25 protein-coding genes are annotated in these 23,544 nt (G+C 61.3%); 11 read left to right on the top strand and 14 right to left on the bottom strand.

Annotated features, from left to right (window positions below; genetic code table 11):
• The first annotated feature begins 158 nt into the window (after positions 1–158).
• A complete protein-coding gene (locus tag Q8K05_RS08810; protein ID WP_305246257.1) occupies positions 159–653 on the top strand; it encodes a phasin family protein in 495 nt (164 codons plus the stop codon).
• A 123-nt stretch (positions 654–776) separates the two neighbouring features.
• Here Q8K05_RS08810 and Q8K05_RS08805 read toward each other — a convergent pair whose 3' ends face one another.
• Positions 777–2,195, bottom strand: a complete 1,419-nt coding sequence (locus tag Q8K05_RS08805) for a homospermidine synthase (RefSeq protein ID WP_305246256.1) — start codon at positions 2,193–2,195, stop codon at positions 777–779.
• Positions 2,196–2,261: 66 nt separating this feature from the next.
• Positions 2,262–4,016 carry an alpha/beta hydrolase gene (locus tag Q8K05_RS08800; RefSeq protein ID WP_305246255.1) on the bottom strand — a complete coding sequence of 585 codons (1,755 nt, stop codon included), beginning with the start codon at positions 4,014–4,016 and terminating at the stop codon, positions 2,262–2,264.
• 312 nt (positions 4,017–4,328) lie between these two features.
• Between Q8K05_RS08800 and Q8K05_RS08790 the strand changes: the two genes are divergently transcribed.
• From Q8K05_RS08790 to Q8K05_RS08765, 6 genes are all read left to right on the top strand, one after another.
• On the top strand, positions 4,329–4,538 hold the full coding sequence (locus Q8K05_RS08790; protein WP_370868807.1) for an alcohol dehydrogenase catalytic domain-containing protein: 210 nt from the start codon (positions 4,329–4,331) through the stop codon (positions 4,536–4,538).
• Between the two features lie 272 nt (positions 4,539–4,810).
• Entirely contained in the window at positions 4,811–5,464 is a 654-nt protein-coding gene (locus Q8K05_RS08785; protein ID WP_305246253.1) for a BON domain-containing protein, read from the top strand.
• 52 nt (positions 5,465–5,516) lie between these two features.
• Positions 5,517–5,945 (top strand): Hsp20/alpha crystallin family protein, encoded by a 429-nt coding sequence (locus Q8K05_RS08780; protein ID WP_305246252.1) that lies wholly within the window; start codon positions 5,517–5,519, stop codon positions 5,943–5,945.
• Between the two features lie 11 nt (positions 5,946–5,956).
• Entirely contained in the window at positions 5,957–6,688 is a 732-nt protein-coding gene (locus Q8K05_RS08775; RefSeq protein ID WP_305246251.1) for an ABC transporter ATP-binding protein, read from the top strand.
• Between the two features lie 4 nt (positions 6,689–6,692).
• On the top strand, positions 6,693–9,059 hold the full coding sequence (locus Q8K05_RS08770) for an ABC transporter permease (RefSeq protein WP_305246250.1): 2,367 nt from the start codon (positions 6,693–6,695) through the stop codon (positions 9,057–9,059).
• A gap of 3 nt (positions 9,060–9,062) precedes the next feature.
• Complete coding sequence (locus Q8K05_RS08765) at positions 9,063–10,253, top strand: efflux RND transporter periplasmic adaptor subunit (protein ID WP_305246249.1); 1,191 nt, start codon at positions 9,063–9,065, stop codon at positions 10,251–10,253.
• A gap of 102 nt (positions 10,254–10,355) precedes the next feature.
• Here the strand turns inward: Q8K05_RS08765 and Q8K05_RS08760 are convergent, their stop codons facing one another.
• Complete coding sequence (locus Q8K05_RS08760) at positions 10,356–10,802, bottom strand: chaperone modulator CbpM (protein ID WP_305246248.1); 447 nt, start codon at positions 10,800–10,802, stop codon at positions 10,356–10,358.
• Here Q8K05_RS08760 and Q8K05_RS08755 point away from each other — a divergent pair.
• A complete protein-coding gene (locus Q8K05_RS08755) occupies positions 10,745–12,082 on the top strand; it encodes an IS1182 family transposase (RefSeq protein ID WP_305246247.1) in 1,338 nt (445 codons plus the stop codon). The two genes, Q8K05_RS08760 and Q8K05_RS08755, sit on opposite strands and share 58 nt — an antisense overlap.
• A 423-nt stretch (positions 12,083–12,505) precedes the next feature.
• Here the strand turns inward: Q8K05_RS08755 and Q8K05_RS08750 are convergent, their stop codons facing one another.
• The 7 genes from Q8K05_RS08750 to Q8K05_RS08720 all read right to left on the bottom strand — a co-directional run bounded on the left by Q8K05_RS08750 (position 12,506) and on the right by Q8K05_RS08720 (position 18,137).
• A complete protein-coding gene (locus tag Q8K05_RS08750; RefSeq protein WP_305246246.1) occupies positions 12,506–13,285 on the bottom strand; it encodes a helix-turn-helix domain-containing protein in 780 nt (259 codons plus the stop codon).
• 28 nt (positions 13,286–13,313) lie between these two features.
• On the bottom strand, positions 13,314–13,703 hold the full coding sequence (locus Q8K05_RS08745) for a response regulator (RefSeq protein WP_305246245.1): 390 nt from the start codon (positions 13,701–13,703) through the stop codon (positions 13,314–13,316).
• 442 nt (positions 13,704–14,145) lie between these two features.
• A complete protein-coding gene (locus Q8K05_RS08740; RefSeq protein WP_305246244.1) occupies positions 14,146–14,598 on the bottom strand; it encodes a host attachment protein in 453 nt (150 codons plus the stop codon).
• A gap of 138 nt (positions 14,599–14,736) precedes the next feature.
• The gene (locus Q8K05_RS08735; protein WP_305246243.1) at positions 14,737–15,579 is read right to left on the bottom strand and encodes a universal stress protein; all 843 of its coding nucleotides are present in this window, start codon (positions 15,577–15,579) and stop codon (positions 14,737–14,739) included.
• A 94-nt stretch (positions 15,580–15,673) separates the two neighbouring features.
• Complete coding sequence (locus Q8K05_RS08730) at positions 15,674–16,318, bottom strand: response regulator transcription factor (protein WP_305246242.1); 645 nt, start codon at positions 16,316–16,318, stop codon at positions 15,674–15,676.
• A complete protein-coding gene (locus tag Q8K05_RS08725) occupies positions 16,315–17,067 on the bottom strand; it encodes a sensor histidine kinase (protein ID WP_305246241.1) in 753 nt (250 codons plus the stop codon). The genes Q8K05_RS08730 and Q8K05_RS08725 overlap by 4 nt, the downstream gene beginning before the upstream one ends.
• Positions 17,068–17,564: 497 nt before the next feature.
• A complete protein-coding gene (locus Q8K05_RS08720) occupies positions 17,565–18,137 on the bottom strand; it encodes a hypothetical protein (protein WP_305246240.1) in 573 nt (190 codons plus the stop codon).
• Positions 18,138–18,269: 132 nt separating this feature from the next.
• Between Q8K05_RS08720 and Q8K05_RS08715 the strand changes: the two genes are divergently transcribed.
• Positions 18,270–18,740, top strand: a complete 471-nt coding sequence (locus tag Q8K05_RS08715; protein ID WP_305246239.1) for a universal stress protein — start codon at positions 18,270–18,272, stop codon at positions 18,738–18,740.
• A gap of 80 nt (positions 18,741–18,820) precedes the next feature.
• Here the strand turns inward: Q8K05_RS08715 and Q8K05_RS08710 are convergent, their stop codons facing one another.
• Positions 18,821–19,474: a phosphoribosyltransferase gene (locus tag Q8K05_RS08710; RefSeq protein ID WP_305246238.1), complete on the bottom strand. Its 654-nt coding sequence runs from the start codon at positions 19,472–19,474 to the stop codon at positions 18,821–18,823.
• Between the two features lie 94 nt (positions 19,475–19,568).
• Positions 19,569–19,703 carry a hypothetical protein gene (locus Q8K05_RS08705; protein ID WP_305246237.1) on the bottom strand — a complete coding sequence of 45 codons (135 nt, stop codon included), beginning with the start codon at positions 19,701–19,703 and terminating at the stop codon, positions 19,569–19,571.
• A gap of 93 nt (positions 19,704–19,796) precedes the next feature.
• Between Q8K05_RS08705 and Q8K05_RS08700 the strand changes: the two genes are divergently transcribed.
• Entirely contained in the window at positions 19,797–20,117 is a 321-nt protein-coding gene (locus Q8K05_RS08700; protein ID WP_305246236.1) for a YqjD family protein, read from the top strand.
• A 90-nt stretch (positions 20,118–20,207) separates the two neighbouring features.
• The gene (locus Q8K05_RS08695; protein WP_305246235.1) at positions 20,208–20,651 is read left to right on the top strand and encodes a universal stress protein; all 444 of its coding nucleotides are present in this window, start codon (positions 20,208–20,210) and stop codon (positions 20,649–20,651) included.
• 474 nt (positions 20,652–21,125) lie between these two features.
• Here the strand turns inward: Q8K05_RS08695 and Q8K05_RS08690 are convergent, their stop codons facing one another.
• Positions 21,126–22,886: a methyl-accepting chemotaxis protein gene (locus Q8K05_RS08690; RefSeq protein ID WP_305246234.1), complete on the bottom strand. Its 1,761-nt coding sequence runs from the start codon at positions 22,884–22,886 to the stop codon at positions 21,126–21,128.
• A gap of 70 nt (positions 22,887–22,956) precedes the next feature.
• The coding region (locus Q8K05_RS08685) for a methyl-accepting chemotaxis protein (protein WP_305246233.1) at positions 22,957–23,544 on the bottom strand (588 nt) is incomplete at its 5' end.

Raw genomic sequence — 23,544 nt, 5'->3', positions numbered from 1 at the left:
GTCCACCTCCATTACGCGGCCTGCCAAGGCATTTGTGAGCGGGGGCATGTGTTAGCGACGCGCCGCTCAACCCTTGAACTTATGAAAGGAAAAACCGTATGGACAAAAAAATCCCCCTCCCTGCCCAAACCCCCATCTACCCCAAAAAGGAAATGCAAATGACTTCAAAACCTTCCCGCCCGACCTCGACCCATGAGGCACGCGGCAATGACCTGACCTCATGGAATTTCTTGGCCGACCTAAGTCGTCAACAGCTAAGTTGGGCCACCGAAAGCGCCTCTGCGATATTTCGCAGCAGCGAAGCCATGCGCAAGGTCCAGCAGCAAGCTGCGCACCAGGCGTCAGAGCACTATGCAACAGCCGCACAAAAACTGCGCGTGGCCTGCCAGCCCGCCGACTTGCTGGCCGTACAGTCCGAGCTGCTACGCTTCGATTTGCAAGAGGCAAGCCAATACTGGCAACAGCTCGTGACGGCCGCGCTGCAGGCACAGACCGAAATGATGACCACTGCGAGCCACATGCTCGATAGCGAAGCGGGCGGTGGCGTGAAGTCGGCGATCGAGGCCATGCAGGCTGCCATTCCACCGATTGCCAATAGTTTCTTTGCCACCCGGCCGAACGGGCCTACCGAGCGGGCGCAGGCCTCTGCCTGAGCATGCAGCTGTTCCATGCTCGCCTGTCCGCTGGGCGGGCGTGAACAGCTGCTTCAGCAGCTGTTCACCAACAAAGAGTTGGCAAGGCCTGCCAGATCCTCACCAGTGCTGAAGCGGCACGCTTCAGTTGACTCGAAAATTGAGGAATTGCCACGGATCTTCCTGGTCAAGCGCCTCGCCAAACAGCGACGTTCGGCCCTGCAGCGGCGTCCAGTTTTCGTACACCCCTACCACCTCACCCAGGTAAGGCTTGGCAACCGTCAGTACCGTTTCGTGGTCGATGTCGTCGGGCTCCACAAGGCCTGCGGCAGGGTGGCGCATGGCCCAGACCATGCCGCCCAAAATTCCGGCAGCTACCTGCAGGCTGGTTGCGTTGTTATAGGGTGCCAGTGCCCGCGCCTGTTCGATGGAAAGGCGTGAGCCATGCCAGTATGCGCCTTTGGCGTTGCCCATTAACAGCACGCCCAACTCGTCGACGCCGCTGGTTATCTCGCCCCTCAGAATGCGTCGGTGATGCTGCGCTTTCCAGTTCTTTCCGGCAATTTCGTGTACCGACAACACCGCATCGTCGCAAGGGTGGTAGGCATAAAGCACCGTAGGCCGGTACGCTATCGCGCCGTTTTCACGCAGTGTCAAGTGATCTGCAATCGAGATGGATTCAGCATGCGTCACCAAAAATCCGTGGTGAGCGCCCTCCAGCGGCGTCCAGCTGCGCACCCGGGTGTCAAAGCCGGGACGATTCAGGTAAACCGCCGCGTCGCAGCCGGAACCATGGCGACTGGCGTCACCAGGCCAGTGCTTCTCATGACTGCCCCAGCCCAATTCGGCGGGTTGCAAGCCTTCATCAATGAAGGCGCCGGTCGACCAGGTGTTGACGAACTCATCCCGACTCTTGCGCTGCGAACCCATCTGCGTGTCGCGCTCGGCCACGTGGATTACCTTGATGCTCAGACGCCTGGCCAGCTCGGCCCATTCTTCGCTGCGGTCGGGCACCCGTGCATTGAGTTGGGCGTCGTCGGCCATATTGAGAAGCGCCTGCTTTAACAACGAAGAAACCAGCCCCGGATTGGCGCCCTGGGTGATGATGGCCGTCGGGCCGGAACGTACGCGCCGCTGCAAGGCCAGCACTTCCTCGCGCAGCGCATAGTTTGAACGCTGCGAGGGCGACAGCGCTGGGTTGTCATAACGGCCACGCCATGGCTCGTTGCAGGTATCGAGGTAAAGCACACGGCGCTGGCGGCATAATTCAATCAACGCCAGGCTCGACACATCCACCGACAGGTTGAGCAGGAAGTCACCTTCTGCAAGCAGCGGCGCCAGTACGCGCGCACAGTTGCTTTCGTGGATCGCATTAGCGATTACCTCCACGCCAAGCGCCTGGGCAATACCCGAACGGTCTGCGCAGGTCTTGACAATCGTGACGCTGGCAGGCTTGACGCCAAGGTGGCGAAACACCAGGGGCAAGATAGCCTGCCCAATGCTGCCAAAACCCAGCACCACGAGCTTTCCGGTGAAGCTGAAATGCAATGCGTCCTGCCTCATGTCAGGCCGGCAGTGGCTTCGTCCATCGTGAAGCAACCCATTAAGCGTGCGTGCGTGCCCTTCATGCTAGGCCTCATGGACGTAAGTGCCCGGTGCGTCGACAGGCTGGTCTGCAGACACGAGCGGAACCACCGGCGCGGCGTTTACCTGCTCAGACGAATGCTGCCGGAGCCACTGCTGCCAGCACGACCACCACGACCCGTCTACGGACTGGGCCGCTTCCAGCCACACCATCGGGTCCGCAGGGGCCTTGCTTGACGCATAGGATGCGTAGCGGTAACTCGCTTGCGGGTGCGCCGCAGGGCCACTGGGCGGGTTGACGATTCCCACGTTGTGCCCGCCCGAACTCAAAACAAAGCTCACGGGCGCGTGGGCCAGGCGGTGAATCTTGTACACCGAGGTCCAGGGCGAGACATGGTCGCGCTCGGTAGCCACGACAAACAGCGGCACTGTCAAATCCTCCAGCATAATGGTGTGGCCGCCAAACCGGAAGCGGCCCTCGGACAAGTCGTTGCGCAAATAAAGCCGACGAAGGTATTCGCTGTGCATGCGCGCCGGCATGCGCGTGGCGTCAGCGTTCCAGGCGCGCAAGGCCGTCATGGGCGTGTGCGCGCCCATCAGGTACTCGTGCACCAGCTTGGACCACACCAAGTCCTTGGAGTTGATCAGCGCGAAGGCGCCGGCCATTTGCCGGCCGTCCAGGTAGCCGCGCGCGGTCATCAGATCTTCAAGGAAGGCAATCTGACTTTCATCTATGAACAACCCCAGTTCACCAGGCTCATGAAAATCGGTCTGTGCAGCAAGCAGCGACACGGTCTTTAGTGGGCTGCCCGGCTTCGCTCCCAGGGCGGCGGCAGCGATGGCCAGCAGCGTTCCGCCCAGGCAGTAACCCATGGCATGAATACCCACGCCTGGCTGCAGGTTGTGCATCGTCTTCAAAGCGGCCATGACGCCCAGTTCGACGTAGTCCTCCAGCCTCAAATCACGGTCCTCTCCACCCGGATTCTTCCAGGACACCATGTAGACGGTGTGCCCCTGGTCCACCAGATACTTGACCAGCGAGTCCTCCGGTGTCAGGTCCAGAATGTAGTATTTCATGATCCACGATGGCACGATCAGCAACGGCTCGGCATCTACCAGGGTGGTGGTGGGCCCGTACTGCATCAGCTCGATCAACCGGTTGCGAAAGACCACCTTGCCTGGCGTCACCGCGACAGTCTTTCCTGGCTGAAAATTCTCAACGCCGCGTGGTTTACTGTCACTCAGCACTGCCAGGGCATCGCGCGACCAGTTGGCAAATCCGTTGACCAGGTTGGCTCCGCCCGTGTTCAGGGTTTCCTTTAATACCTGCGGATTACTCATGACAAAATTCGACGGCGACCACATGTCAAGCCATTGGCGCATGGTGAAGGCAACGACGTCCTCGTGGTGCTGAGACACGCCGCGAACGCCCGTCATGGCCTCGGTCCACCATTCGTCCTGCAAGAGAAAAGACTGGGCTATGTTGCTATACGGTGGCGAATGCCATTCGTGCGGTGAAAAGCGCTTGTCTTGGGGCCGCGGCTCCACGCAGTATGCACACTCGCCCTGCAACGCATAGGGCGCCGCATACTGCAAGCCCAGCAAGCCCTTGCGCACCGCGCTGGCGGCCACATCCGCCTGTTTGGACGGGGACACCACTAAATGGGTGACCCAGTCAGCATAGGCAAGTGCCACCGACACCGGCGAAACGCCGTGCGCCAGCCGGGCAAGCCAAAGCTTGAGAGGCAAATCCATCGGAGCCGGCGCATGCCCGCGCGCACTGAAATCGGAAAGCGCCATTAAAACCCTCGTTCGGTGACAAACCACCACGAATTGTCATCCTGCCGCCTGCAACTCACCTTGCGTTTGAGAAAAGTCAACTGCAAGTTGTGTCTCCTTCGCCAGCCGGCAACGCAATTGCCTACCATGATGGCATGTTGTCAGCCTCCATGTTCGCGATGACTGTAGATCCGTCGGGGCGGACGTTGCGAGGCGCGGCCAGACCTGTGCCGCTGGCTGCGGAACACGACGTCGTGGTACACGTGCTGGCCTGCGGCGTCTGCCGAACCGACCTGCATATCATTGACGGCGACTTGCCGCCGGGCCAGCCTGGTGCCCGGACACGAGGTGGTGGGGCGAGTGATTGCCTGCGGATCCCAGGCAACGCGCTTTGCCATGGGCCAGCGCGTCGGCATTCCCTGGCTGGGCCAAACTTGCGGTAGTTGCCCTCACGCGCCAGGACGGAGATGCATTTTTCAGTCTGGTGGCCGATTTGCCGCTGCAAATTCATGTGCAGGCCTTTGCGCTGCAAGACGCCAATAAGGCCGTGCAGGCATTGCGCGATGGCACGGTCAACGGGGCAGCAGTGCTTATTCCCTGAACTTCCGGGGCGCAGTCGCCTTCCAAAACCGGCTGTAGCAAGACCACATTGAGGGCTCCAGGAAAGCCGGTGTTGGATGCTATTTTTCGCAGCGCCTGCCTCCAGCGCACCGTGGCGACTTGCGAAATGTCAAAGCATTCCGGCGCAGGCTGAATATATTCAAGTCGAGCCCCTTCACCGCGGGGCCGTCGACTTTTTCAAAGGAGCGTCACGCATGAAAACCGATATGCAACTCAAGGCCGATGTCACCGACGAGCTCGCGTGGGATCCGGCCATCAACGCAGCCGGGATCGGCGTTATGGTCAAGGACGGTGTCGTGACCCTTACCGGGCATCTGGACAGTTTTGCCGAAAAGCATGCAGTGGAACGGGCAGTACGCCGTGTTGCGGGCGTGCGCGGCATCGCCCTGGAGCTGGATGTCAAGCTCGCGGCCGAGCACAAGCGCAGCGATTCAGAGATCGCGCAGGCCGCAGCCACGGCTCTGCGCCTGAATTCCATGGTGCCTGAGGGCAAGGTCCAGATCGAGGTCGAAAACGGCTGGATCACACTGACCGGCGAAGTTGACTGGAGCTACCAGATGGCCCGCGCCGAGCAATGCATCCGGCCGCTGGCAGGCGTGCGCGGTTTGTATAACCGCATCACCATCAAACCCCGCGCAAGCAGCAAGGACGTTGGCGCGCAAATCACGGCTGCCCTGACACGGCAAGCCATGCGGGAGGCCAAGCACATCACCATCGAGGTTGAGGGTGGAGTGGTCACCTTGTGGGGAAAAGTGCACTCGCTGGCGGAGCGCGAAGCGACCGTCGGCGCGGCGTTCTCGGCGCACGGTGTCTCGCGCGTCGTGGACAAACTGGAGGTCAGCACCTGACATCGCCGACGCTCCCGCATCACTCTCGTCAACCACTTTAAGGAAACTCATCATGAGCAATCTACGCGTACTCGATCCCGGAATTAGCGACACGTTCGACACGGCCCTGCGCCGCTTCTTTGCTCCGGTCGCCTTTGAGCCCGATACCCCCGCGCTGAAAATGCGTGTCGATGTCTCTGAAAAGGAAAACGCCTACGAGGTCAAGGCCGACATCCCTGGCGTCAAGAAAGAGGACATCAACGTACGTATTGACGGCAACGTAGTGCAGATCGACGCCGAAGTCAATCGGGAAAAAGAGACCAAGGGCAACGGCGGAAAGGTCTTGCGCAGCGAGCGCTACTGGGGCAATATTTCGCGCACATTCAGCCTGGCCCAGGACGTGGATGACAGCAAGGTCGTCGCCAAATACGCCGATGGTGTGCTGACGCTGGAACTGCCCAAGAAGGCCTCCGCCGCATCCAGAAAGATCTCGGTGCAATAAGACCATTCTCCATGGGAACAGCGGATGCGAAGCAGCCGGGCGCTTCGGTGCTGCGCATCCGATCGCTGTGCAAAACTTATGGCGGTGGCGAGTCCGCGGTGCATGCGCTGCGTGACATTGACCTTGAGGTGCGCAGCGGCGAATTTCTCGTGCTGCTCGGTGCGTCGGGCAGCGGCAAGTCCACCCTGCTGAATATTCGGGGGGGGCTGGACGTGCCCACCAGCGGCGAGGTCGAGTTTTTAGACCATCGCCTCACCCATGCATCGGACGACGACCTCACCCGTTACCGCAGAGAGCATGTGGGCTTTGTTTTCCAGTTTTACAACCTCATTCCCAGCCTCACCGTGCGGGAAAATGTAGCCTTGGTCACCGACATCGCGAAAGACGCCATGCCTGTGGATGAGGCGCTGGCGCTGGTGGCCCTGACGCACCGGCGCGACCATTTTCCGTCCCAGTTGTCGGGTGGCGAGCAGCAGCGCGTCGCCATCGCGCGGGCCATCGTCAAGCGCCCGCAGCTGCTGCTGTGCGACGAACCAACCGGTGCCCTGGACTATGCCACGGGCAAGCTGGTGCTGGAGGTGATTGCAAAAATCAACGCAGAGTTGGGAACGACGGCTGTGGTCATTACCCATAATGCAGCCATCGCAGGCATGGCGGATCGGGTGATCCGGCTGGTCGACGGGCGCATCGCCAGCATCGAAGTGCCGACGCGGCGCCTGACGCCAGCCGAACTGTCATGGTGACGCCATGAAAGCCCTGGACCGCAAAGTGCTCAGAGACCTGCGGCTTCTGTGGAGCCAGGCCCTGACCATCGCCCTGGTGGTGGCCAGCGGCATTGGCGGCTTTGTTGCCAGCTTGTCGGCGGTGGATTCGCTGGCGCTGGCGCGCGACCGTTTCTACGAAGCCGGGCGCTTCGCCGATGTGTTCGCCACCGTCAAGCGCGCCCCTGACAGCCTGGCGGGGCGGCTGCATGAACTACCCGGCGTCTCCGAGGTCCAGCCGACTGTAGAGGCCCTTGCGCGCGTAACACTACGGAACAGCCTTGACCCCGTGGTGGGCCAGTTGATTGGCCTGGACGGCCGCCAGCCGCAGCGCCTGAACCTCGTTACGCTACGGGCGGGTCGGATGCCTGGCCCGGGCGCCTATGCGGGCGGTGAACTGGAGACGCTGGTGTCCGAGGGCTTTGCGGCCGCACATGGACTCAAACCCGGTGCACAGGTCACAGCGCTCATCAACGGCAAGCGCCGGGTGCTTCGCATCACGGGTGTGGCTTTGTCGCCCGAATACATCTTTGCCGGCCTGTGGGGCATGCCGGATCTTCGTGCCTTTGGTGTCTTCTGGCTGGACAAGGAGGCACTGGCCGCCGCCATGAACATGGCGGGCGCGTTCAACCGTGTGGCACTCAAGCTCGCGCCGGGTGCCTCCCAGCCCGCCGTGATTGACGCGGTCGATCGAGTACTGGCCAGCGTGGGCGGGTTGCCGGCTCATGGCCGCGCGGAGCAGGTATCGCACGCCATGCTGAACAACGAAATCCGAGAGCAACGCGTGCTCGGCACGCTGCTGCCCTCCATCTTTCTGGCAGTGGCGGCCTTTTTGCTGCACGTGGTCGCCGCGCGCCTGGTGTCCACCCAGCGCGAGCAGATCGCCGCGCTGAAGGCCCTGGGCTACGGCAACCGGAGCATTGCTGCGCACTACCTCAAACTGGTCACGCCCATGGTGGGGGGCGGCTACCTGCTGGGTCTGCTGCTGGGCGACTGGCTGGGCGGACTGCTCACAGGCCTGTACGCTGAATTTTTCCACTTCCCCAGCTTTAGCCACCGCGTCGCGCCGTCACTGGTGCTGACCAGCCTGGCGATTGTTACCATGACTGCCCTGCTGGGAACCCTTACGGCCATCGCCGCCACGGTACGGCTGGCACCGGCCGAAGCCATGCGCCCGCTGGCGCCCGGACGTTACCGCCGCGCGCTGCTGGAGCGCCTGCCCCACCTGCGCACCGGACCGGCGCTGCGCATGATCCTGCGCAACATCGAGCGGCGCCCCTTGCGTTCGGCGCTGACTACTGGCGGCATTGCGGCGGCGGTGGCGATTGTCGTCATGGGCAACTTCTTTCGCGACGCCATTGAGGTGATTGTGGACGCCAGTTTCACCCTGGCGATGCGCGGCGACATCGCCGTCTGGACCACCGACCCGGTTGACGCATCGGCCGCACGGGCGCTGGCGCGCATTCCAGGCGTGCTGCAGGTTGAGCCTGGCCGCAGCGTGGCGGTGCGCTTTGTGCATGGCCCGCGCAGCGAGAGCGGCATCATTCAGGGCTACGCGGCGCCGCCGCACCTTCGCCGCATCATCGACGTGAACCGCAAGCAAACCAGCCTCAGCCCGCAGGGCCTGCTGATGACCGACCGGCTGGCCGACAAGCTCGGCCTGCGCGTTGGAGACACCGTGACCGTCGAAGTACGCGAGGGACGGCGCCCTGTGCGTCAGGTGGTTGTCGAGCGCACCGTGCGCGACATGATGGGCCTGAACGCCTACATGGACCGGCAGGCGCTGAACCGGCTTCTGGGCGACGGCGATGTCGCGTCGCTGTTCAGCATCGCCGTTGAGCGGGGAACAGCGCCGCAGGTGCTGCAAGCCACGCAGGCCATGCCGCGCGTGGCCGGGGCGTTCAGCAAAGAAACCATGCTGCGCAACATGCAGGAGGTCTCGGCTCGCAACATCCTGATCATGAGCACCATCCTTACCGTGTTTGCGGGCGTGATTGCCGTGGGCGTGGTTTACAACAACGCCCGCATCGCGCTGGCTGAACGCAGCTGGGAACTGGCAAGTCTGCGGGTGCTGGGCTTTACCCGCGCCGAGGTGTCCACGCTGCTGCTGGGCGAACTGGCGCTGGGTATTGCCGTTGCCCTGCCCCTGGGCATGTTCCTGGGCTGGGCGCTGACCCACACGCTGGTAGAGCTGATGCGGTCAGACCAGTTTTTGTTTCCGGTGGTGATACGGCCCCGCACCTACGCCTGGGCCGCGCTCTGCGTGGTGGGCGCCGGCGTGGCCAGCGCCCTGGTGGTGCGCCGCCGCATCGACCGGCTGGACATGGTGGCCTCGCTCAAAACAAGGGAGTAGCCGGTGCCAAGCAAAACAACCTGGGGCCTGATCGCGGCCGCCACCGCTGCGGCGCTTGCGCTGGCGTGGGCCTTTTCCCCGCGTGCCATCGACGTCGAGGTGGCAACGGTCACGCAGGGCCGCTTTGAGCAATTCATTGAAGAGGACGGCCGCACGCGCCTGAAAGAGCGCTACACGATTTCAGCGCCGGTAGCGGCACGGCTGTTGCGCATGACGCTGCGTGAAGGCGACCCGGTCATCGCTGGCGACACCGTGGCGGTTTTAACGCCGCTGATGTCGCCCATGGTCGATGAACGCAGCCGGCGCGAAGCAAAGGCCCGGCTGAAAGCTGCCACTGCAGGCGTTGAACGCGCCACCGCCCGGATGCAGCGTACAGAGGTCTCGCTGCAAGAGGCATGGCTGGAACTGCAGCGCACCGGCCAATTAGCCGGCGAAGGCTTTGTGTCGCCGGCGCGCCTGGACACCACCCGCCTGGCCGTAACGGCCGCCCGGCGCGAGCTGGACATTGCCAACGCCGAACGCGAGGTCGCCAGACAGGAGCAGGCCCAGGCCAGCGTAGCGCTGATGCCGGCCACAGCCAACGCCAAAGACGCACGTCCTTTCGCCCTGCCATCGCCGGTCAGCGGCGTGGTCCTGCGCGTGGCCCTGCCGAGCGAAGCGACCATCGCCGCCGGCGCTGCCCTGCTTGACGTCGGCGACCCCGCACGCATGGAAGTGGTGTGCGAGTTGCTGACCGCCGACGCGGTGCAGGCCCAGCCCGGGCACCGCGTGGTGATTGAGCGTTGGGGCGGGCCACCGGTCGAAGGCCGGGTTCGCCGCGTGGAACCGGCCGCTTTCACCAAGGTCTCCGCCTTGGGCATTGAAGAGCAGCGGGTCAATGTGCTGATCGACATCGCCGACCCGACAGAAGCCTGGCAGGCCATGGGCGATGGCTTCCGTGTCGGCGTGAGGATCGTCACAGACAGTATTGAACAAGCGGTGCAGGTTCCCGTAGGGGCCTTGTTCCCTTATGGTGAAGGCATGGCTGCGTACCGGCTGGATGGTCGGCGGGTGCGCCTGCAGGCGGTAGATGTGGCCGCGCGCAACGCCACCACAGCGTGGGTGCGCGAGGGTCTGGTGCCCAGCCAGGTTGTGGTGGTCTATCCACCGGCCTCACTCGCCGACGGTCGCAATGTTCGGGTTCGTACCCCCTGACCCCCCAACTGGTGCAGCCTTTACGCAGCATAGCCCGCTCAATTTGCTCCATAATTAATAGCTACTTACGACCGCTGCGTATAGGCTATAGGCCTTAAATACTTAAATATTTTTAGCGGGGCCTGGTGGTTGGCTTGACCGGCAGGGCAACGTGCGAGGCAGGGACCGCAACTGCCGCTCAAGCGAATCGATACGGCTCAGGTAGCCCAGCAGCACCGCCACTGTGAACAGGTCCAGAACAAAATCGTGGCGGAGTTGACTGGCCGTGCGTAGCGGCAAAACGCATTGGGTACTAAAAATGCGCTCTGGCTGCGCGGTATTCATAGGCACCAGAGCGCCGTAGTCCACCAGTTCGTCCAACTCAGAAGTGCTCATGGCGCAGACCCTTGACAACTCGGACTCGGTCACGGCTTCGCGTCCGTCTAGGAGTCTGGGCGGCAGAAGGGATTTTCCCGATGTCAACGTTTGAAGTTTGAGGTGCAATGTAGGGCATGAGAGCAAGCTACATCCCCTACCACCCGGAGCAGCAACAATTGTTGCCCAGTGCATTGCAAGACTGGCTGCCCCAAGGCCACCTGGCCTACTTCATCAGCGACACCATCGACAACCTGAGCCTCAATGGGTTTCATAGCCGCTACGCAGAAGGTGGCCCGCGCAACCAGCCCTTTCACCCAGCGATGATGGTCAAGGTATTGGTCTACGCGTATGCCACCGGTGTTTTCAGCTCTCGCAAGATCGCCAGGAAACTGCATGAAGACGTGGCCTTTCGTGTGCTGGGCGCCGACAACTTTCCCGCCCACCGCACCATTCGGGAGTTCCGCGCCCTGCACCTGAGCGAATTCACTGAACTCTTCACCCAGGTGGTACGTCTGGCACGCGAGATGGGCCTGGTCAAGCTGGGCACCATCGCCGTGGACGGCACCAAGATCAAGGCCAACGCCAGCCGCCACAAGGCCATGAGCTACGCACGCATGCAAACGGCTGAGGTTGAGCTCAAAGCGCAGATCAGTGCGCTGGTGCAAAGAGCGGCCAATACCGACGAGGCCGAGAAGAACGAGCCCGATCTGGACATCCCCGCTGAGATTGAGCGCAGAACAGCGCGCCTGACTGCCATTGCAGCAGCCAAAGCCCGTTTGGAAGAACGCCAACGCCAAAGCGATGCAGCGCGTGGACGCAGCGCCGATGACGCGCGCAAACCCAAGGATAAAGACGGCAAGCCCAAGGGCGGCAAACCCTATCAGCGCGACTTCGGTGTTCCTGCTGCCAAAGCCCAGGACAGCTTTACCGATCCTGAAGCACGCATCATGAAACGTGCTGGTGGTGGTTTTGATTACAGCTACAACGCACAAACGGCAGTCGATGAGACTGCGCACATCATCGTGGCTGCGCAGGTGGTTAACACCAGCTCGGATGTCCAGCAACTCCCCATGGTGCTGGACGCCGTCAAAGCGCATACGGGCTCCTGTGCAGCGCAAGTCCTGGCCGATGCGGGCTACCGCAGTGAGGCGGTGATGGCCGAATTGGCGCAAACCCAACCCAATACCGAACTGGTGATTGCGCTGGGGCGCGAGGGCAAGGTTCTGGCCAAGCCCAGGGATGCCAAGCGCTACCCGCATACGGTAGCCATGGCCGCCAAGTTCGAAACGGAGCAAGGGAAACTGGACTACCGCAAACGCAAGTGGATAGCCGAGCCGCCCAACGGCTGGATCAAGAATGTTCTGGGGTTTCGCCAGTTCAGTATGCGGGGACTGGAAAAGGCGAAAGCCGAGTTCAAGCTCGTTTGCATGGCGCTCAATTTGCGCAGAATGGGGGCGATGCAGGGTAGTTGAGGGAAAGAGTGCCAGGAAAACGCACATCAGACGCTCTTTGCAGGTGCTCAATGCCGATCACACCACCACAGGTACGGGCGTTGACGAACGCGTTCACCATAGCTCAGCCAACTTTGGTTGACTTATGGCGAAAGGCGGGTTCACAGAAATCCTTCTGGCGCCCAGACTCCTAGCCAGGCCAAGTCAAGCAAGGGCGTTTTCATTTTTATGCTCCCTGGTCGTAATCGCGGGCAAATTCCCGGCGCTGAATGCCCGCCCGCATCCTGAAAACAGTTCCGTCGAGCAGTCCAAACATGACCATCGCGCAGAAATTCAAAAATCCCTTGCCAACCGCACCCAAGCTGTCACCAACGCCGCAGCGTGGCAAGCGACTGGTCACCGACGCGCGCTCGGTTCATAGGCGTCATGGCGCGGCGCACTGCGTCAGTGCAGGCGTACCTCGAAGGCACGGGCCAAGCCATCCAGATCGATGACACGGATGTGACGCTTGTCGACTTCGAGCAGGCGATGCTGCTGGAAGGTGGAGAAAGTCCGGCTAACAGTCTCCAGCGTCATGCCCAGATAGCTGCCAATCTCGGCGCGTGACATCCGCAAATGGAATTCGGTGGACGAGTAACCGCGCGCTTTCAGGCGCTGCGAAAGATTCAGCAAAAACGCGGCGAGCCGCTCCTCGGCGTTCATGCTGCCCAGCAGCACCATGAGACTATGTTCCCGCACGATCTCCCGACTCATCAGCCGGCTGAGCAGATGCTGCATTCCGGGATTTCCGGCGGCCAGTTCGGTGAGGTGCGCATAGGGAATGGCGCATACTTCCGTATCTTCCAGCGCGGTCGCACTGCTGGCGTGCTCACCGTTGGCCACACCATCCAGGCCCATCAGTTCGCCGGTCATGTAAAAGCCACTGATCTGCTCGCGTCCGTCAGCCAGCATCAGGCTGGACTTGAAGGTGCCACTGCGCACCGCGTAAATAAACTGAAAGCGGTCACCCTCGCGGTAAAGCGTCTGGCCAACCTTGATCCTGCGTCGGCCGAAATTCAAGCCTTCCATGCGCTGCAAGTCACAACTGGCCATGCCGCAGGGAATGCACGCGGCATTCAGGTGGCAATTGGCGCACAGCGTCTTGAGCGGCACAGGGCTGAGGTTTTCTTGCCGGGAAACTGCAGGGCGGACCGGGGCGACGAAGGCTTCGAGGATGGCAGACATGGAATGTTCCTTTATAGACGCTGGAATTTCAGTACGTGGACTGCTGGGCGGCGTTCACAATAACGCGTGCGAGTTGATCGAATTCGGTGCTCTTGTCCAGAAAATCCTCCGCGCCTTCGCGCGCGTAGCGCTTGCGGTAGGCGGGACTGGCGTTGTTGCTGAACACTACGAAAACGATGTCCGGGGCCACCAGGCGAACGGCGCGCAGCACCTCAAGGCCAAAGCCACCTTCCAACTGGACGTCCAGTACCACCACATCAGGTTGCGCGGCCAAAATGCCGTCAATCGAGCCCTGCGGCGTGTGGGCCTGGCCAACGATGTCTATCGCACCGCCCCCCAACATCGCAACGACGCGATCACGGATCAGTACCGAGTCCTCGGCGAGAAAAACTTTGACAGGCGCTTTGGTGCAAGACATGTCCCTACTGTCGCCGGGATTGCTGCGGCAAAGTGTCGGTGACGGCTGAAAGCATGCCTCAGACAAGTCCTGATCAAAGCTTCCTGCCCACCGAGAGATCCTCAGAATAATCCGGGTTTTCCCTTGAAAGACCGCTCATCGTCCGTCAGATCAGACGGTGGCCGACCGGGGTCATGCATAGCGCGCGCATTTTTTGTACCGATGCGGGTGCGCGCCCATTCGGGTCGAGGCGGGCCATGCTCCGCTCATGGTCACCCTGACCGTGGGCGCGAGCAAACGCAGGCAGCATGAAAAATTGTTAACACTTCGTGCCGCACAGGCACATCACCCTCGCGATCGAACAGCCCCCCACCCCGTGTGCGATGAACACGACACTGGTCCGGCCTGGCGCCGAGCGACCCGGGAACAACCCGAATCAAAAAGACACATGGAGGTGGTCCGGTCAGCGCGCAAAAGGAGCCAGCTCGCTCGCCACGCGCTGCTCCAACTCACCCAGATCGAAGCTGGTGAGGTCAAGGTCGTGGGTGCTGGACAGCAGGCGTGCAGTGGCGGCGCCTAGTTCAGTCTTGAGTTTGCCCAGAAAGGGGCTGGACGCAAAGATCGCCAACGAACGGAAACTGCCCTGCAAGGCCTGCGGCTCCAGGTGATCGGCCAGTTCGCGCGCGAAACGCATGTGCTCCTTCTGCTTGGCATCCATAGGAGCTTGGTAGGCCGAACCGCCAAAGCCGCGGTCGGCCTTCTCCCATCCCATCTTGTCGTCAGCGAGGTCGCTGATTTTGCTGCGGCTCTCCGAGTGTTCAAAGCTTTCGAGAACCACCAGCAGATTGCCGTTTTCGCGCCGCAGGAGGCGCGCCTGGCTGGCGTTGGCAATCAGTATCCAATCGGGTTTCATCATCGTGTCTTTCAAGGTTAAGGGCTGCACCCTGGGTTACATTGCTCCCCCACAATAGCGCCCGATCACCCTGGCGGCATTGATGCTTGTCAAGAATGGCACGCAGAAAGGAACGACGCTGTCATTGCGCTAATTTCGCCATTAATGCGCCATCAACACCGGCACGGTCATGGAGCGGAGCACCGTGCGCGAGGTGCCGCCCAGGACCCACTCGCGCGCACGGCTATGGCCATAGCAGCCCATCACCAGCAGGTCGGCCTCCAGATCGCACGCGCGCGACAGCAGCAACTCTCCCAATGCCTGGGGCTCGTCGCCCTGGCTGTGCCAAACCGCCTCCACCCCGTGGAGCTTGAGGTAGCCGTCCAGGTTCAGCAGGTTGCTGTCGACAGCCGTCTCCTCACCACGCCAGGCAAGAACATGAACGCGCCGCGCACGCTGTAGCAGCGGCATGGCCGCGCTGATGGCTAGTGCTGCCTCGCGGGTAGCCTTCCAGGCGATAACGGCGGTTTCGCCGATCACCGCAGGCAGCATGCCCGCATATGGCAGGATCAAGGCCGGTTTGCCGCTGGCGACCATCACGCTTTCGGCAAAATCAGCCGGCACACCGCTGGATGGCGCCCCTGAGGGGTCGTGCTGACCCAGCACCAACAGGTCTGCATAGAGAGCCTGTTGTGCAAACAAGGCTATGACCGGATCGTCGCGAATCTCAGCCCAAGCCATATGGACACCGGATTCGGTCAGCGACTGCTCGTAAGTGGCGCGCGCGCTTGCCTGCAACTCGTCGTCGATCTCGCGCAAATCAGCCGCGGCGCCAGGGCCAAGCTCGGGCGCGAACGGAAGTTCTACAAAGTTCGGCGTCACCGCGTACAACGCCGTCACCGCAGCACCGTGCGCCTGCGCGATCTGGCGAGCCGCCTTCAGTCGTTGCGCCACCTGCGGCGAAGCGTCAAGGTGTACCAGTAGTTGCGCCAGGGAAGCATTCATGACCGACTCCATCAACAGGTTTTCGATCTGGCAAGCTTATGCACCGCCAGCGCCAAACGAGTTGACAAACGTCAATCAGCCGCCACAGCCACGCTCAGAGATCCAGGGCGTCGCCCACTTCGTTTTTAATTGCATAACGAATCAACTCGCTCTGGTTTTGCAGGCCCATCTTGTGCATCAAGTTGGTCTTGTGGGTGCTGATGGTCTTGACCGAGAGATTGAGGCGCGCAGCAATATTGGTCACAGAATGGCCGGCCACAATCAGGCTAAACACCTCGAACTCCCGGTCCGACAGCGACTCGTGCGCGGCTGCGACCCCACCCGGCATGGCACCCAAGGCCAATTGTTCGGCTACTTCAGCACTGACATAAGCACCGCCTGCAGCAATCCTGCGCAGGGCCTGGACCAGTTGATCCGGCGCGCTTTCCTTGGTCAGGTAACCGTTGGCACCGGCCTTGATGGCGCGCACGGCGTACTGCAACTCCTGATGCATGCTGAGCACGAGAATGCGCAGCTTTGGCCTTTCAACATGCACCAGCTTGATCAACTCCATGCCGCTACGCCCAGGCATGGACAGATCCAGCACCAAGACCTCGAAAACGGACTCACGCACGCGCTGCATCACTTCCGTTCCGTCAGCAGCCTCACCCACGACCTCCATATCGTCGGCCAACGCAACAATGCGCTTGAGCCCTTCCCTGACGATGGCATGGTCGTCGGCGATCACGATCCTGATCATTGCGTAAGGCCCACCTGCGGCAGCGGAATAGACACCTGGACGCATGTGCCTTGGCCCGGTGCGCTCTCAATAATAATTTTTCCCTTGAGTAACTGCGCCCGTTCGCGCAAGCCCATGATGCCCAGCGACTGCGGCTTTCGCGGCGCTGCGGGGGAAAATCCGCAGCCGTTGTCGTGCACAGACAGAGTGACTGCGCCCCGCTGCCTTTCGATGGTCACGGCGACCTCTGACGCACCCGCGTGCTTGGCGACGTTGGCCAGGGACTCCTGAATGATCCGGAACACCGCCGTCGCGTAAGGTTCCTGCAACTCCAGCGCGTCATCCACCGCAAGCGTGCAGACGACACCGCAGCGCTGGGTGAATTTGCTCACCAGCCATTCGACGGCGGGCACCAGCCCCAAATCGTCCAGCAACAGCGGCCGCAAGTCTGACGCAATGCGGCGGGTGGCTGCAACCGTACGGTCCAGCATCTCCACCATTTCGCCCAGCCTGGCCGCTGCGGCCTCGGGCGCAAGCACGAGGTTGTCGCGTACCCATATCGTGTCCATCTTCAACGCTGTCAGGGGCTGGGCAAGCTCGTCGTGCAACTCGCGCGCCACGCGGGTTTTTTCTTGTTCGCGGATGGTGTTGGCCGCCGCCGCGAAGGCGCCGCGTTCGTCATGGATCCACGCAAGGTCGGCCAAGTTTCGCAGCGTTCCGCCAGATAGCTTTTTATCGACCGTCTTGAACTGAAAAATCGAGGCGTCCATTGGCGACTCTTCGCCGCTTCTGCGCGGTCCAAAAAAGTAATGCCCTGTCGGACGGGCACCAAAACTGATCGGCGAATTGGCTGAAACACTAGACCGGCTGCGGTTTTCCATAAACCCTCCTGGAATTTTTTGTTACAGCCGCGCCAGCTAACTTCATACGTCTATTGATTGATGTATTTCATCTATCGGCTTGCGCTGACTGATGCGGAAGACTCTGACGCTTCCCCATGCACACTCGAAGATTAGGGCAAACACAGGCGCATTTCTACGTAAATATCTCCCAAAACGATTGAAAAGCACAATCAGTACCAACTATTACATCTGGAAACCAATATATCGCTATTATGTGGTTTTTTCCTTGAAATCAGCCTGTCAGCCTATGAACTGGATCCCTCCTCAGGGCAAGGCCAAGACTGGATACCGTCGCAAGGATTGCAACTCCGCATGGGCACAAAGACGCGGCTTTATGCACCGGATAGCGTGCAACAAACACCACACTAGCGCCTCAAGATAGCCCCGGCAGCCTCTCCAACAGGCTGAAACGGTCCAAGCGGATTGCTCTGCCTTTCGACACGATCAATCTGCGCCTGCCCTGCATAGTTTCGAAACAGCACAGTGCCATTGCTGACAATCACCAATGCGTCAAACGACCACCCGGTCACTTCGGTGGTGCGGCGAACATTCAGAAAATCCAGCCAGAAGCTGCCAGTGCGGCGCCGGTCCTGCCGCTCGAAGTGAAACAGGAAACCCCGGCATGCAGCCTGGTCCTCCACACACTTTCTGACCCCTGGGTCCAGTAGCGGCAGCGGCAGGGCCGGATAAGGGGCCAGTCGTGCGACGATATCGGGATAAGGAATCAAGGTGACGTTGGCGCCACCATCGGGATCGAACCCCAGGACTTTGAGCTCCGAAAGCCGGGTTTCGAGCGGAACGATGCGCTTTACTGCATCCTGGGCCGACTCAAAACTGGTAAAACTGCCTGGTGTGCGGCTGCTGCTGCGTGGCAGCAAGGACGTGCAAGCAGACAGGGCGACACAGGCCAGGATGATAGTTAACAGGCGGAATTTCATTTGCATACTGTTACCCCTGCGCGATGTTTCGCGTTTGACCCGCATCAACAAACGCCGTTGACCCATATCAATACCCTCGGTCCAGCCATCGACCACACTGAATCTGTCAAATAACTACAAAGGGAATTGACCATGTACAAGCGAATACTCGTTCCTGTTGACGGAAGCGAAACCTCCAACAAAGCATTGGTAGCGGCACTGCAACTGGCCAAGGATTCCGGCGGGCGCGTACGGCTCATCCACGTCGTTGAAGAGTTGGCCTACCTGAGCGGCTACGAGCAGTTCGGCGGTTATTCGGGTGAGCTCATCACGGTGATGCGCGAGGCCGGAACCAAGATACTCAATGACGGCATGGACATGGCCAAGGCTGCGGGTATTGAAGCTGACAACATGCTGTTTGACAACTTTGGCGGGCGGCTGGCCGAAGTGGTGGCTGATGCCGCCAAACAATGGAACGCCGACCTTGTCGTGGTTGGAACCCACGGACGCCGCGGTGTTGGGCGCATGCTGCTGGGCAGTGGCGCCGAGCAAATAATCCGGCTTGCCTCCGTGCCGGTCCTCGTGGTTCGCTCGGGAGAAGACAGCGCCCTGAAGTCGGGCTGAAGCACAGCCCCAGGCGGGTTGGACACAGCAGCGTGCAGGGCTTGCACCCTTGGCGCCGCGAGCCCCAAGCCGTGCGGACCTTACGTGCGGTGCAGGTCTGCATATGACAGCAACCCACGAACCTGCTCATCGCTGACCTGGCCGAAGTCGCGGTAATACTGGCCAACACTCCGAAAATCCGGAGGACTCATCACACTGACGAACTCGTCTGCCGCAGTGCCTATCCGATCCTGCGCCCCCGGTGGTGCCGCTGGCACCGCCACCACGATCCATTCGGGCTTGGCGACTCGCAAGGCCGTGAGAGCGGCATGCATCGAGGCGCCCGTGGCTACGCCGTCGTCCACCACGATAACCGTGCGCCCCTGGAGCACGGCAGGTTCACGCGCGCCGCGGTAAAGCGCCCTGCACCGCACCAGGTCCTGGCACCCGGCCGCAAGGACGTCTTCGAGTTGCTGCGGACTTACGCCGCTACTGGCCACAATCTGTCGGTCGATAAACACGGCGCCGCCACCGGCTATCGCACCCAAGGCCAGCTTGGTCTGGTACGGCACGCACAGCCTGCACACCACCAGCACATCCAACTTCGCGCCAAGCGCCTGGGCCACCTCCCATGCAACCGGAACGCCGCCACGCGGCAACGCCAGAACAACGACATCGTCGCGTCCGGCATAGGCCTGCAGCTGCTGGGCCAATGCGCCTCCAGCAACGCTGCGATCAGCGAACAAGGCGCTCATATGCTTCCTGTCCAGGGTAATTGGCTATCAGGTTAGGGCAGGCGCCGCACAGGTGAATTGACCCACATCAACCGCTGTTTCTTACTGCGCTGGCTTACCGATAGCGTTGACCCGCAACGTCAGGCACCAGCCAGAGCGCGAAGACCACAGCATCAGTGCTGCCGCCGTCGCTGGCACGCAGCACTAAACGCACATTGATGGGCAGACCCAGGCGGGTCGAATCATTCATAGCCAACGCCGCTTCACGGCGCGTTTGACAATTCTCAACCCTCATCCAAAGGTCTTCATTAAGCTGACTCTTACATTTTTACAAGGAAAAAATATGAACGACGCAAGCTCAACAATCAGCGAAAGTCAGGCGCGACTGACGCGGGATTTCAAGACCCTGATCAACGATGCAGAAGAGTTGCTTCGCCACGCATCGCAAGGTGGGGATGAAGGCTTCAACATCGCGCGCGAGCGGCTCGAAAAAAGTTTAGGGACTGCGCGCCGCGAATTTGACAGCAGGGAGCATGCTTTGCTAGATCGCGCGCGACATGCTGGCCGCGCCGCCGACGAGTATATGCACAGCCATCCGTGGGAATCGATCAGCGTCGCCGCTGTCATGGGTCTGCTGATGGGCATCATCCTCGCGCGAAGATAGGCACAGGGTTTTGGATAAAGGCCGGCGGAGAGTAACCATGCCAAACTGTAATAAACTGAAAACCGTTACATCAACTCCGGAGAAACCAACATGTACAAACGCATTCTTGTGGCAACTGACGGCTCTACCCTTTCAAAGAAAGCGGTACGCAATGCGATCGATCTCGCCGGAGCCATTGGAGCGGATCTGGTCGCGCTGTACGTCGTGCCGCGCTACCCCGTCAGCTACTTTGAAGGCGGCGTAACGATCTCGATGCAGGATGTCGAGCGCACCGAGAAACAGTGGAGTGACAAGGGTCAGGCCGTCGTCGACGCCGTGCAACAGGCTGCGCAGGCTGAAGGCCTCAAGGCCAAGGCCGTCGTCGTGAGGTCTGACTTGGTGGCGGAATCCATCATGTCCGCCGTCAAGAAACACAAATGCGACTTGGTCGTGATGGCTTCTCATGGCCGCAAGGGCATCAAGCGGGTGCTGCTGGGCAGCGAAACGCAACATGTACTCACCCACAGCACTGTGCCCGTGCTGGTGCTGCGTTAATCGTGTTCTTTTGAGCATCCCAGCCCCGCGCGCGGGCCAGGCGTTCAGGAAGAAACATGGCGTTGGCCGGCGACCGGGCGCAAGCTACGCCAGCTGAACCCAGAGATTTGCGCTAAAAAGTGAATGGCAGCGCCGATATGACCGATACGTCATTGGTGCGAGCCCGCTATTGAGCATGGTCCGGGAATCGTCGGCGACATTGGTGAGCGCAGCGATGCGCATCCCGTTTGAGAGATCGAGTCAAATTCGACGCTTCCCATGGCGCTGCGATTCATTGGAGGCCGCTCTGGCATCGTGACCGACGATTCCGGTGTCGTGACCGGTCATTCCTGTCAAACCCAAAAATTGGTCACGATCGGCCGGAATCAGCGGTCACGATGGTCCGGAACACCCACTACGTGAATGGAAGAACGCGCGCAGGTTGAGATTGAAGTCACTGCTGTGCTACCCAACCCGGGGGTAGCGGCCCTTGTCTTAAACCTCTTCCCAATCGCCCGCCCCTGAGGGCGATGCAGCTGCAAGCCGCATGGAGGGAGTAGCGGCTGTGGCGCGCTGGCGTTGCGGCGCGGCAATGGTTTGCTTGGCCCGGGGTGGCTGCATCGGTGCAGGACGCCTGACGCTTGCCATGTGCTTGGGTGCAGCTACATGACTGGCTTGCTCGTGATCAAGCCTGAACACGCTGACCACCTGTGACAGGCCGGCCGCCTGCTCCTGCAGCGATTGCGCGGCGGCTGCCGCTTCTTCGACCAATGCGGCGTTTTGCTGCGTGACCTGGTCCATCTGCGTGATCGCCTGGTTGATCTGCTCTATGCCCGAGGTCTGCTCCTGGCTGGCGGCGGTGATCTCGGCCATGATGTCGGTCACGCGTTTGACGCTGTCCACGATCTCGTCCATGGTCTTGCCGGCCTGGGCCACCTGCTGGCTGCCCTCTTCGACTTTGTCGACCGAGTCGCCGATCAGGGTCTTGATCTCTTTGGCGGCCGCTGCCGAGCGCTGGGCGAGGTTTCTGACTTCAGCGGCCACCACCGCAAAGCCGCGCCCCTGCTCGCCGGCCCGGGCGGCTTCTACCGCCGCGTTGAGCGCCAGGATATAGGTCTGAAAAGCGATGCCGTCGATCACGCCGATGATGTCGACGATCTTTCTCGACGAGGCGTTGATCGCGCCCATGGTGCCGACCACTTGCGCCACGACGCTACCACCGCGCACGGCAACGCTGGAGGCTGACACGGCCAACTGGTTGGCCTGGCGGGCGTTGTCGGCGTTTTGCTTGACGGTCGAGGTCAGCTCTTCCATCGACGCTGCGGTCTCTTCCAGCGAGCTGGCCTGCTCTTCGGTGCGGGAAGAAAGGTCGTGGTTGCCGGCGGCGATCTGGCTGGAGGCCGTGGCGATGGTGCCGCTCGATTGACGGATCTGCTCGATGACGCGGACCAGTTCCCGCTGCATCCGCTGGACCGCATACAGCAGGCTGCTGGTATCGCCCTTGCGGGTCTGGACATGCACCGTCAGGTCGCCCGCAGCCACACGGTCGACGATGTCTGCGGCATAGCCCGGCTCTCCACCGATCTGGCGCCCAAGCAGGCGCGCCATGGCCACACCCAGACCGACGCTGACCACGATGCCGCCGAGTACCAGCGCCGCCATCATCAGCCGTGAGATCTTATAGGTCTCATTGACATTTTCCATGCTGGACTTGGCCAACTGGCCGCTGTGCGCGACCATGTTTTCGAGTATTTCCTCGACCAGGCGGGAAGTCTTCAACAAACTGGCGCTGTCATCGGCCACCCGGCCATCGTACTGCGTGGAGTCCAGCGGTTGCCGTAAGAGCAGCACCATGAAGTCGGCCAGTTGCTGCTTGAGGTGCGGTACCTTGCTCTCGTACTGTTGGTACAGCGCCCGCCCCTCGGCGCTGGTTTCCAGCAACGGCTTGACCTCGGCCATGCGTGCGTCAAATCCTTTCAGTGCCGTCTGGATGCCTTTCGTGCCGACGCTGCGCTCCCCCATGGTCGAGGCCGCCAGCAGGCCCATTTGGTCCCGACTGGCGTAGAGCAGGTGGATATTGGCCTCCTGTACGACCTTGAGCGCACGCACGTCCTGGCTGTAGAGGCTTTCGGTGGCGGCACTGATGCGGCCCATGTGGAAAATCCCCAATGCACCAATGGCGGCGCCGATCATCGCAACGATGAGAAAACTGACGACCAGCTTGGTCGTGACGCGAAGTTGATGGAACCACTGCATATATTTCATTCCTGTGATGGCCGCGGATGCGACGGGGGGTGAACTCGGGTGCGTCACAACACGGCCAGGTTTAAAACGTTTCCCAATCGCCGGCGGCAGCAGGCCCCGCACCCGCAGCGGCCAGTTGCTGGCGCTGCGGCGCGGCAATGGCCGGTCTGGCGCGCGGCGGCTGTTTCGGCGAGGCGGGTGGCTTGACGCCTGCCGGGCGCCAGGGGGCGGCCACTTGAGGGGCCTGCCCGCCAGCTTGATCGTGACTGAGCTTGAACACACTGACGACCTCCGACAGGCTGCCGGCCTGCTCCTGCAGCGATTGCGCTGCCGCTGCCGCCTCTTCCACCAGCGCGGCGTTTTGCTGCGTGACCTGGTCCATCTGCGTGATCGCCTGGTTGATCTGCTCTATGCCCGAGGTTTGCTCCTGGCTGGCGGCGGTGATCTCGGCCATGATGTCGGTCACGCGTTTGACGCTGTCCACGATCTCGTCCATGGTCTTGCCGGCCTGGGCCACCTGCTGGCTGCCCTCTTCGACTTTGTCGACGGAGTCGCCGATCAGGGTCTTGATCTCTTTGGCGGCCGCTGCCGAGCGCTGGGCGAGGTTTCTGACTTCAGCGGCCACCACCGCAAAGCCGCGCCCCTGCTCGCCGGCCCGGGCGGCTTCTAC

This window comes from Polaromonas sp. (assembly GCF_030682935.1).
Classification (GTDB): domain Bacteria; phylum Pseudomonadota; class Gammaproteobacteria; order Burkholderiales; family Burkholderiaceae_C; genus Polaromonas.
The sequence above is the reverse complement of the archived record's forward strand: the minus strand, read 5'-3'. Positions and strand labels throughout refer to the sequence as shown.

Coding starts and splice junctions, on each gene's coding strand:
- Q8K05_RS08770 (WP_305246250.1), top strand. CDS start 6,693: ATGAAAGCCCTGGACCGCAAAGTGCTCAGAGACCTGCGGCTTCTGTGG.
- Q8K05_RS08750 (WP_305246246.1), bottom strand. CDS start 13,285: ATGTCTGCCATCCTCGAAGCCTTCGTCGCCCCGGTCCGCCCTGCAGTT.
- Q8K05_RS08725 (WP_305246241.1), bottom strand. CDS start 17,067: ATGGACGCCTCGATTTTTCAGTTCAAGACGGTCGATAAAAAGCTATCT.
- Q8K05_RS08805 (WP_305246256.1), bottom strand. CDS start 2,195: ATGAGGCAGGACGCATTGCATTTCAGCTTCACCGGAAAGCTCGTGGTG.
- Q8K05_RS08740 (WP_305246244.1), bottom strand. CDS start 14,598: ATGATGAAACCCGATTGGATACTGATTGCCAACGCCAGCCAGGCGCGC.
- Q8K05_RS08715 (WP_305246239.1), top strand. CDS start 18,270: ATGTACAAGCGAATACTCGTTCCTGTTGACGGAAGCGAAACCTCCAAC.
- Q8K05_RS08760 (WP_305246248.1), bottom strand. CDS start 10,802: ATGCACTGGGCAACAATTGTTGCTGCTCCGGGTGGTAGGGGATGTAGC.
- Q8K05_RS08800 (WP_305246255.1), bottom strand. CDS start 4,016: ATGGCGCTTTCCGATTTCAGTGCGCGCGGGCATGCGCCGGCTCCGATG.
- Q8K05_RS08720 (WP_305246240.1), bottom strand. CDS start 18,137: ATGAAATTCCGCCTGTTAACTATCATCCTGGCCTGTGTCGCCCTGTCT.
- Q8K05_RS08700 (WP_305246236.1), top strand. CDS start 19,797: ATGAACGACGCAAGCTCAACAATCAGCGAAAGTCAGGCGCGACTGACG.
- Q8K05_RS08705 (WP_305246237.1), bottom strand. CDS start 19,703: ATGAATGATTCGACCCGCCTGGGTCTGCCCATCAATGTGCGTTTAGTG.
- Q8K05_RS08780 (WP_305246252.1), top strand. CDS start 5,517: ATGAGCAATCTACGCGTACTCGATCCCGGAATTAGCGACACGTTCGAC.
- Q8K05_RS08785 (WP_305246253.1), top strand. CDS start 4,811: ATGAAAACCGATATGCAACTCAAGGCCGATGTCACCGACGAGCTCGCG.
- Q8K05_RS08710 (WP_305246238.1), bottom strand. CDS start 19,474: ATGAGCGCCTTGTTCGCTGATCGCAGCGTTGCTGGAGGCGCATTGGCC.
- Q8K05_RS08745 (WP_305246245.1), bottom strand. CDS start 13,703: ATGTCTTGCACCAAAGCGCCTGTCAAAGTTTTTCTCGCCGAGGACTCG.
- Q8K05_RS08690 (WP_305246234.1), bottom strand. CDS start 22,886: ATGCAGTGGTTCCATCAACTTCGCGTCACGACCAAGCTGGTCGTCAGT.
- Q8K05_RS08735 (WP_305246243.1), bottom strand. CDS start 15,579: ATGAATGCTTCCCTGGCGCAACTACTGGTACACCTTGACGCTTCGCCG.
- Q8K05_RS08695 (WP_305246235.1), top strand. CDS start 20,208: ATGTACAAACGCATTCTTGTGGCAACTGACGGCTCTACCCTTTCAAAG.
- Q8K05_RS08730 (WP_305246242.1), bottom strand. CDS start 16,318: ATGATCAGGATCGTGATCGCCGACGACCATGCCATCGTCAGGGAAGGG.
- Q8K05_RS08755 (WP_305246247.1), top strand. CDS start 10,745: ATGAGAGCAAGCTACATCCCCTACCACCCGGAGCAGCAACAATTGTTG.
- Q8K05_RS08810 (WP_305246257.1), top strand. CDS start 159: ATGACTTCAAAACCTTCCCGCCCGACCTCGACCCATGAGGCACGCGGC.
- Q8K05_RS08775 (WP_305246251.1), top strand. CDS start 5,957: ATGGGAACAGCGGATGCGAAGCAGCCGGGCGCTTCGGTGCTGCGCATC.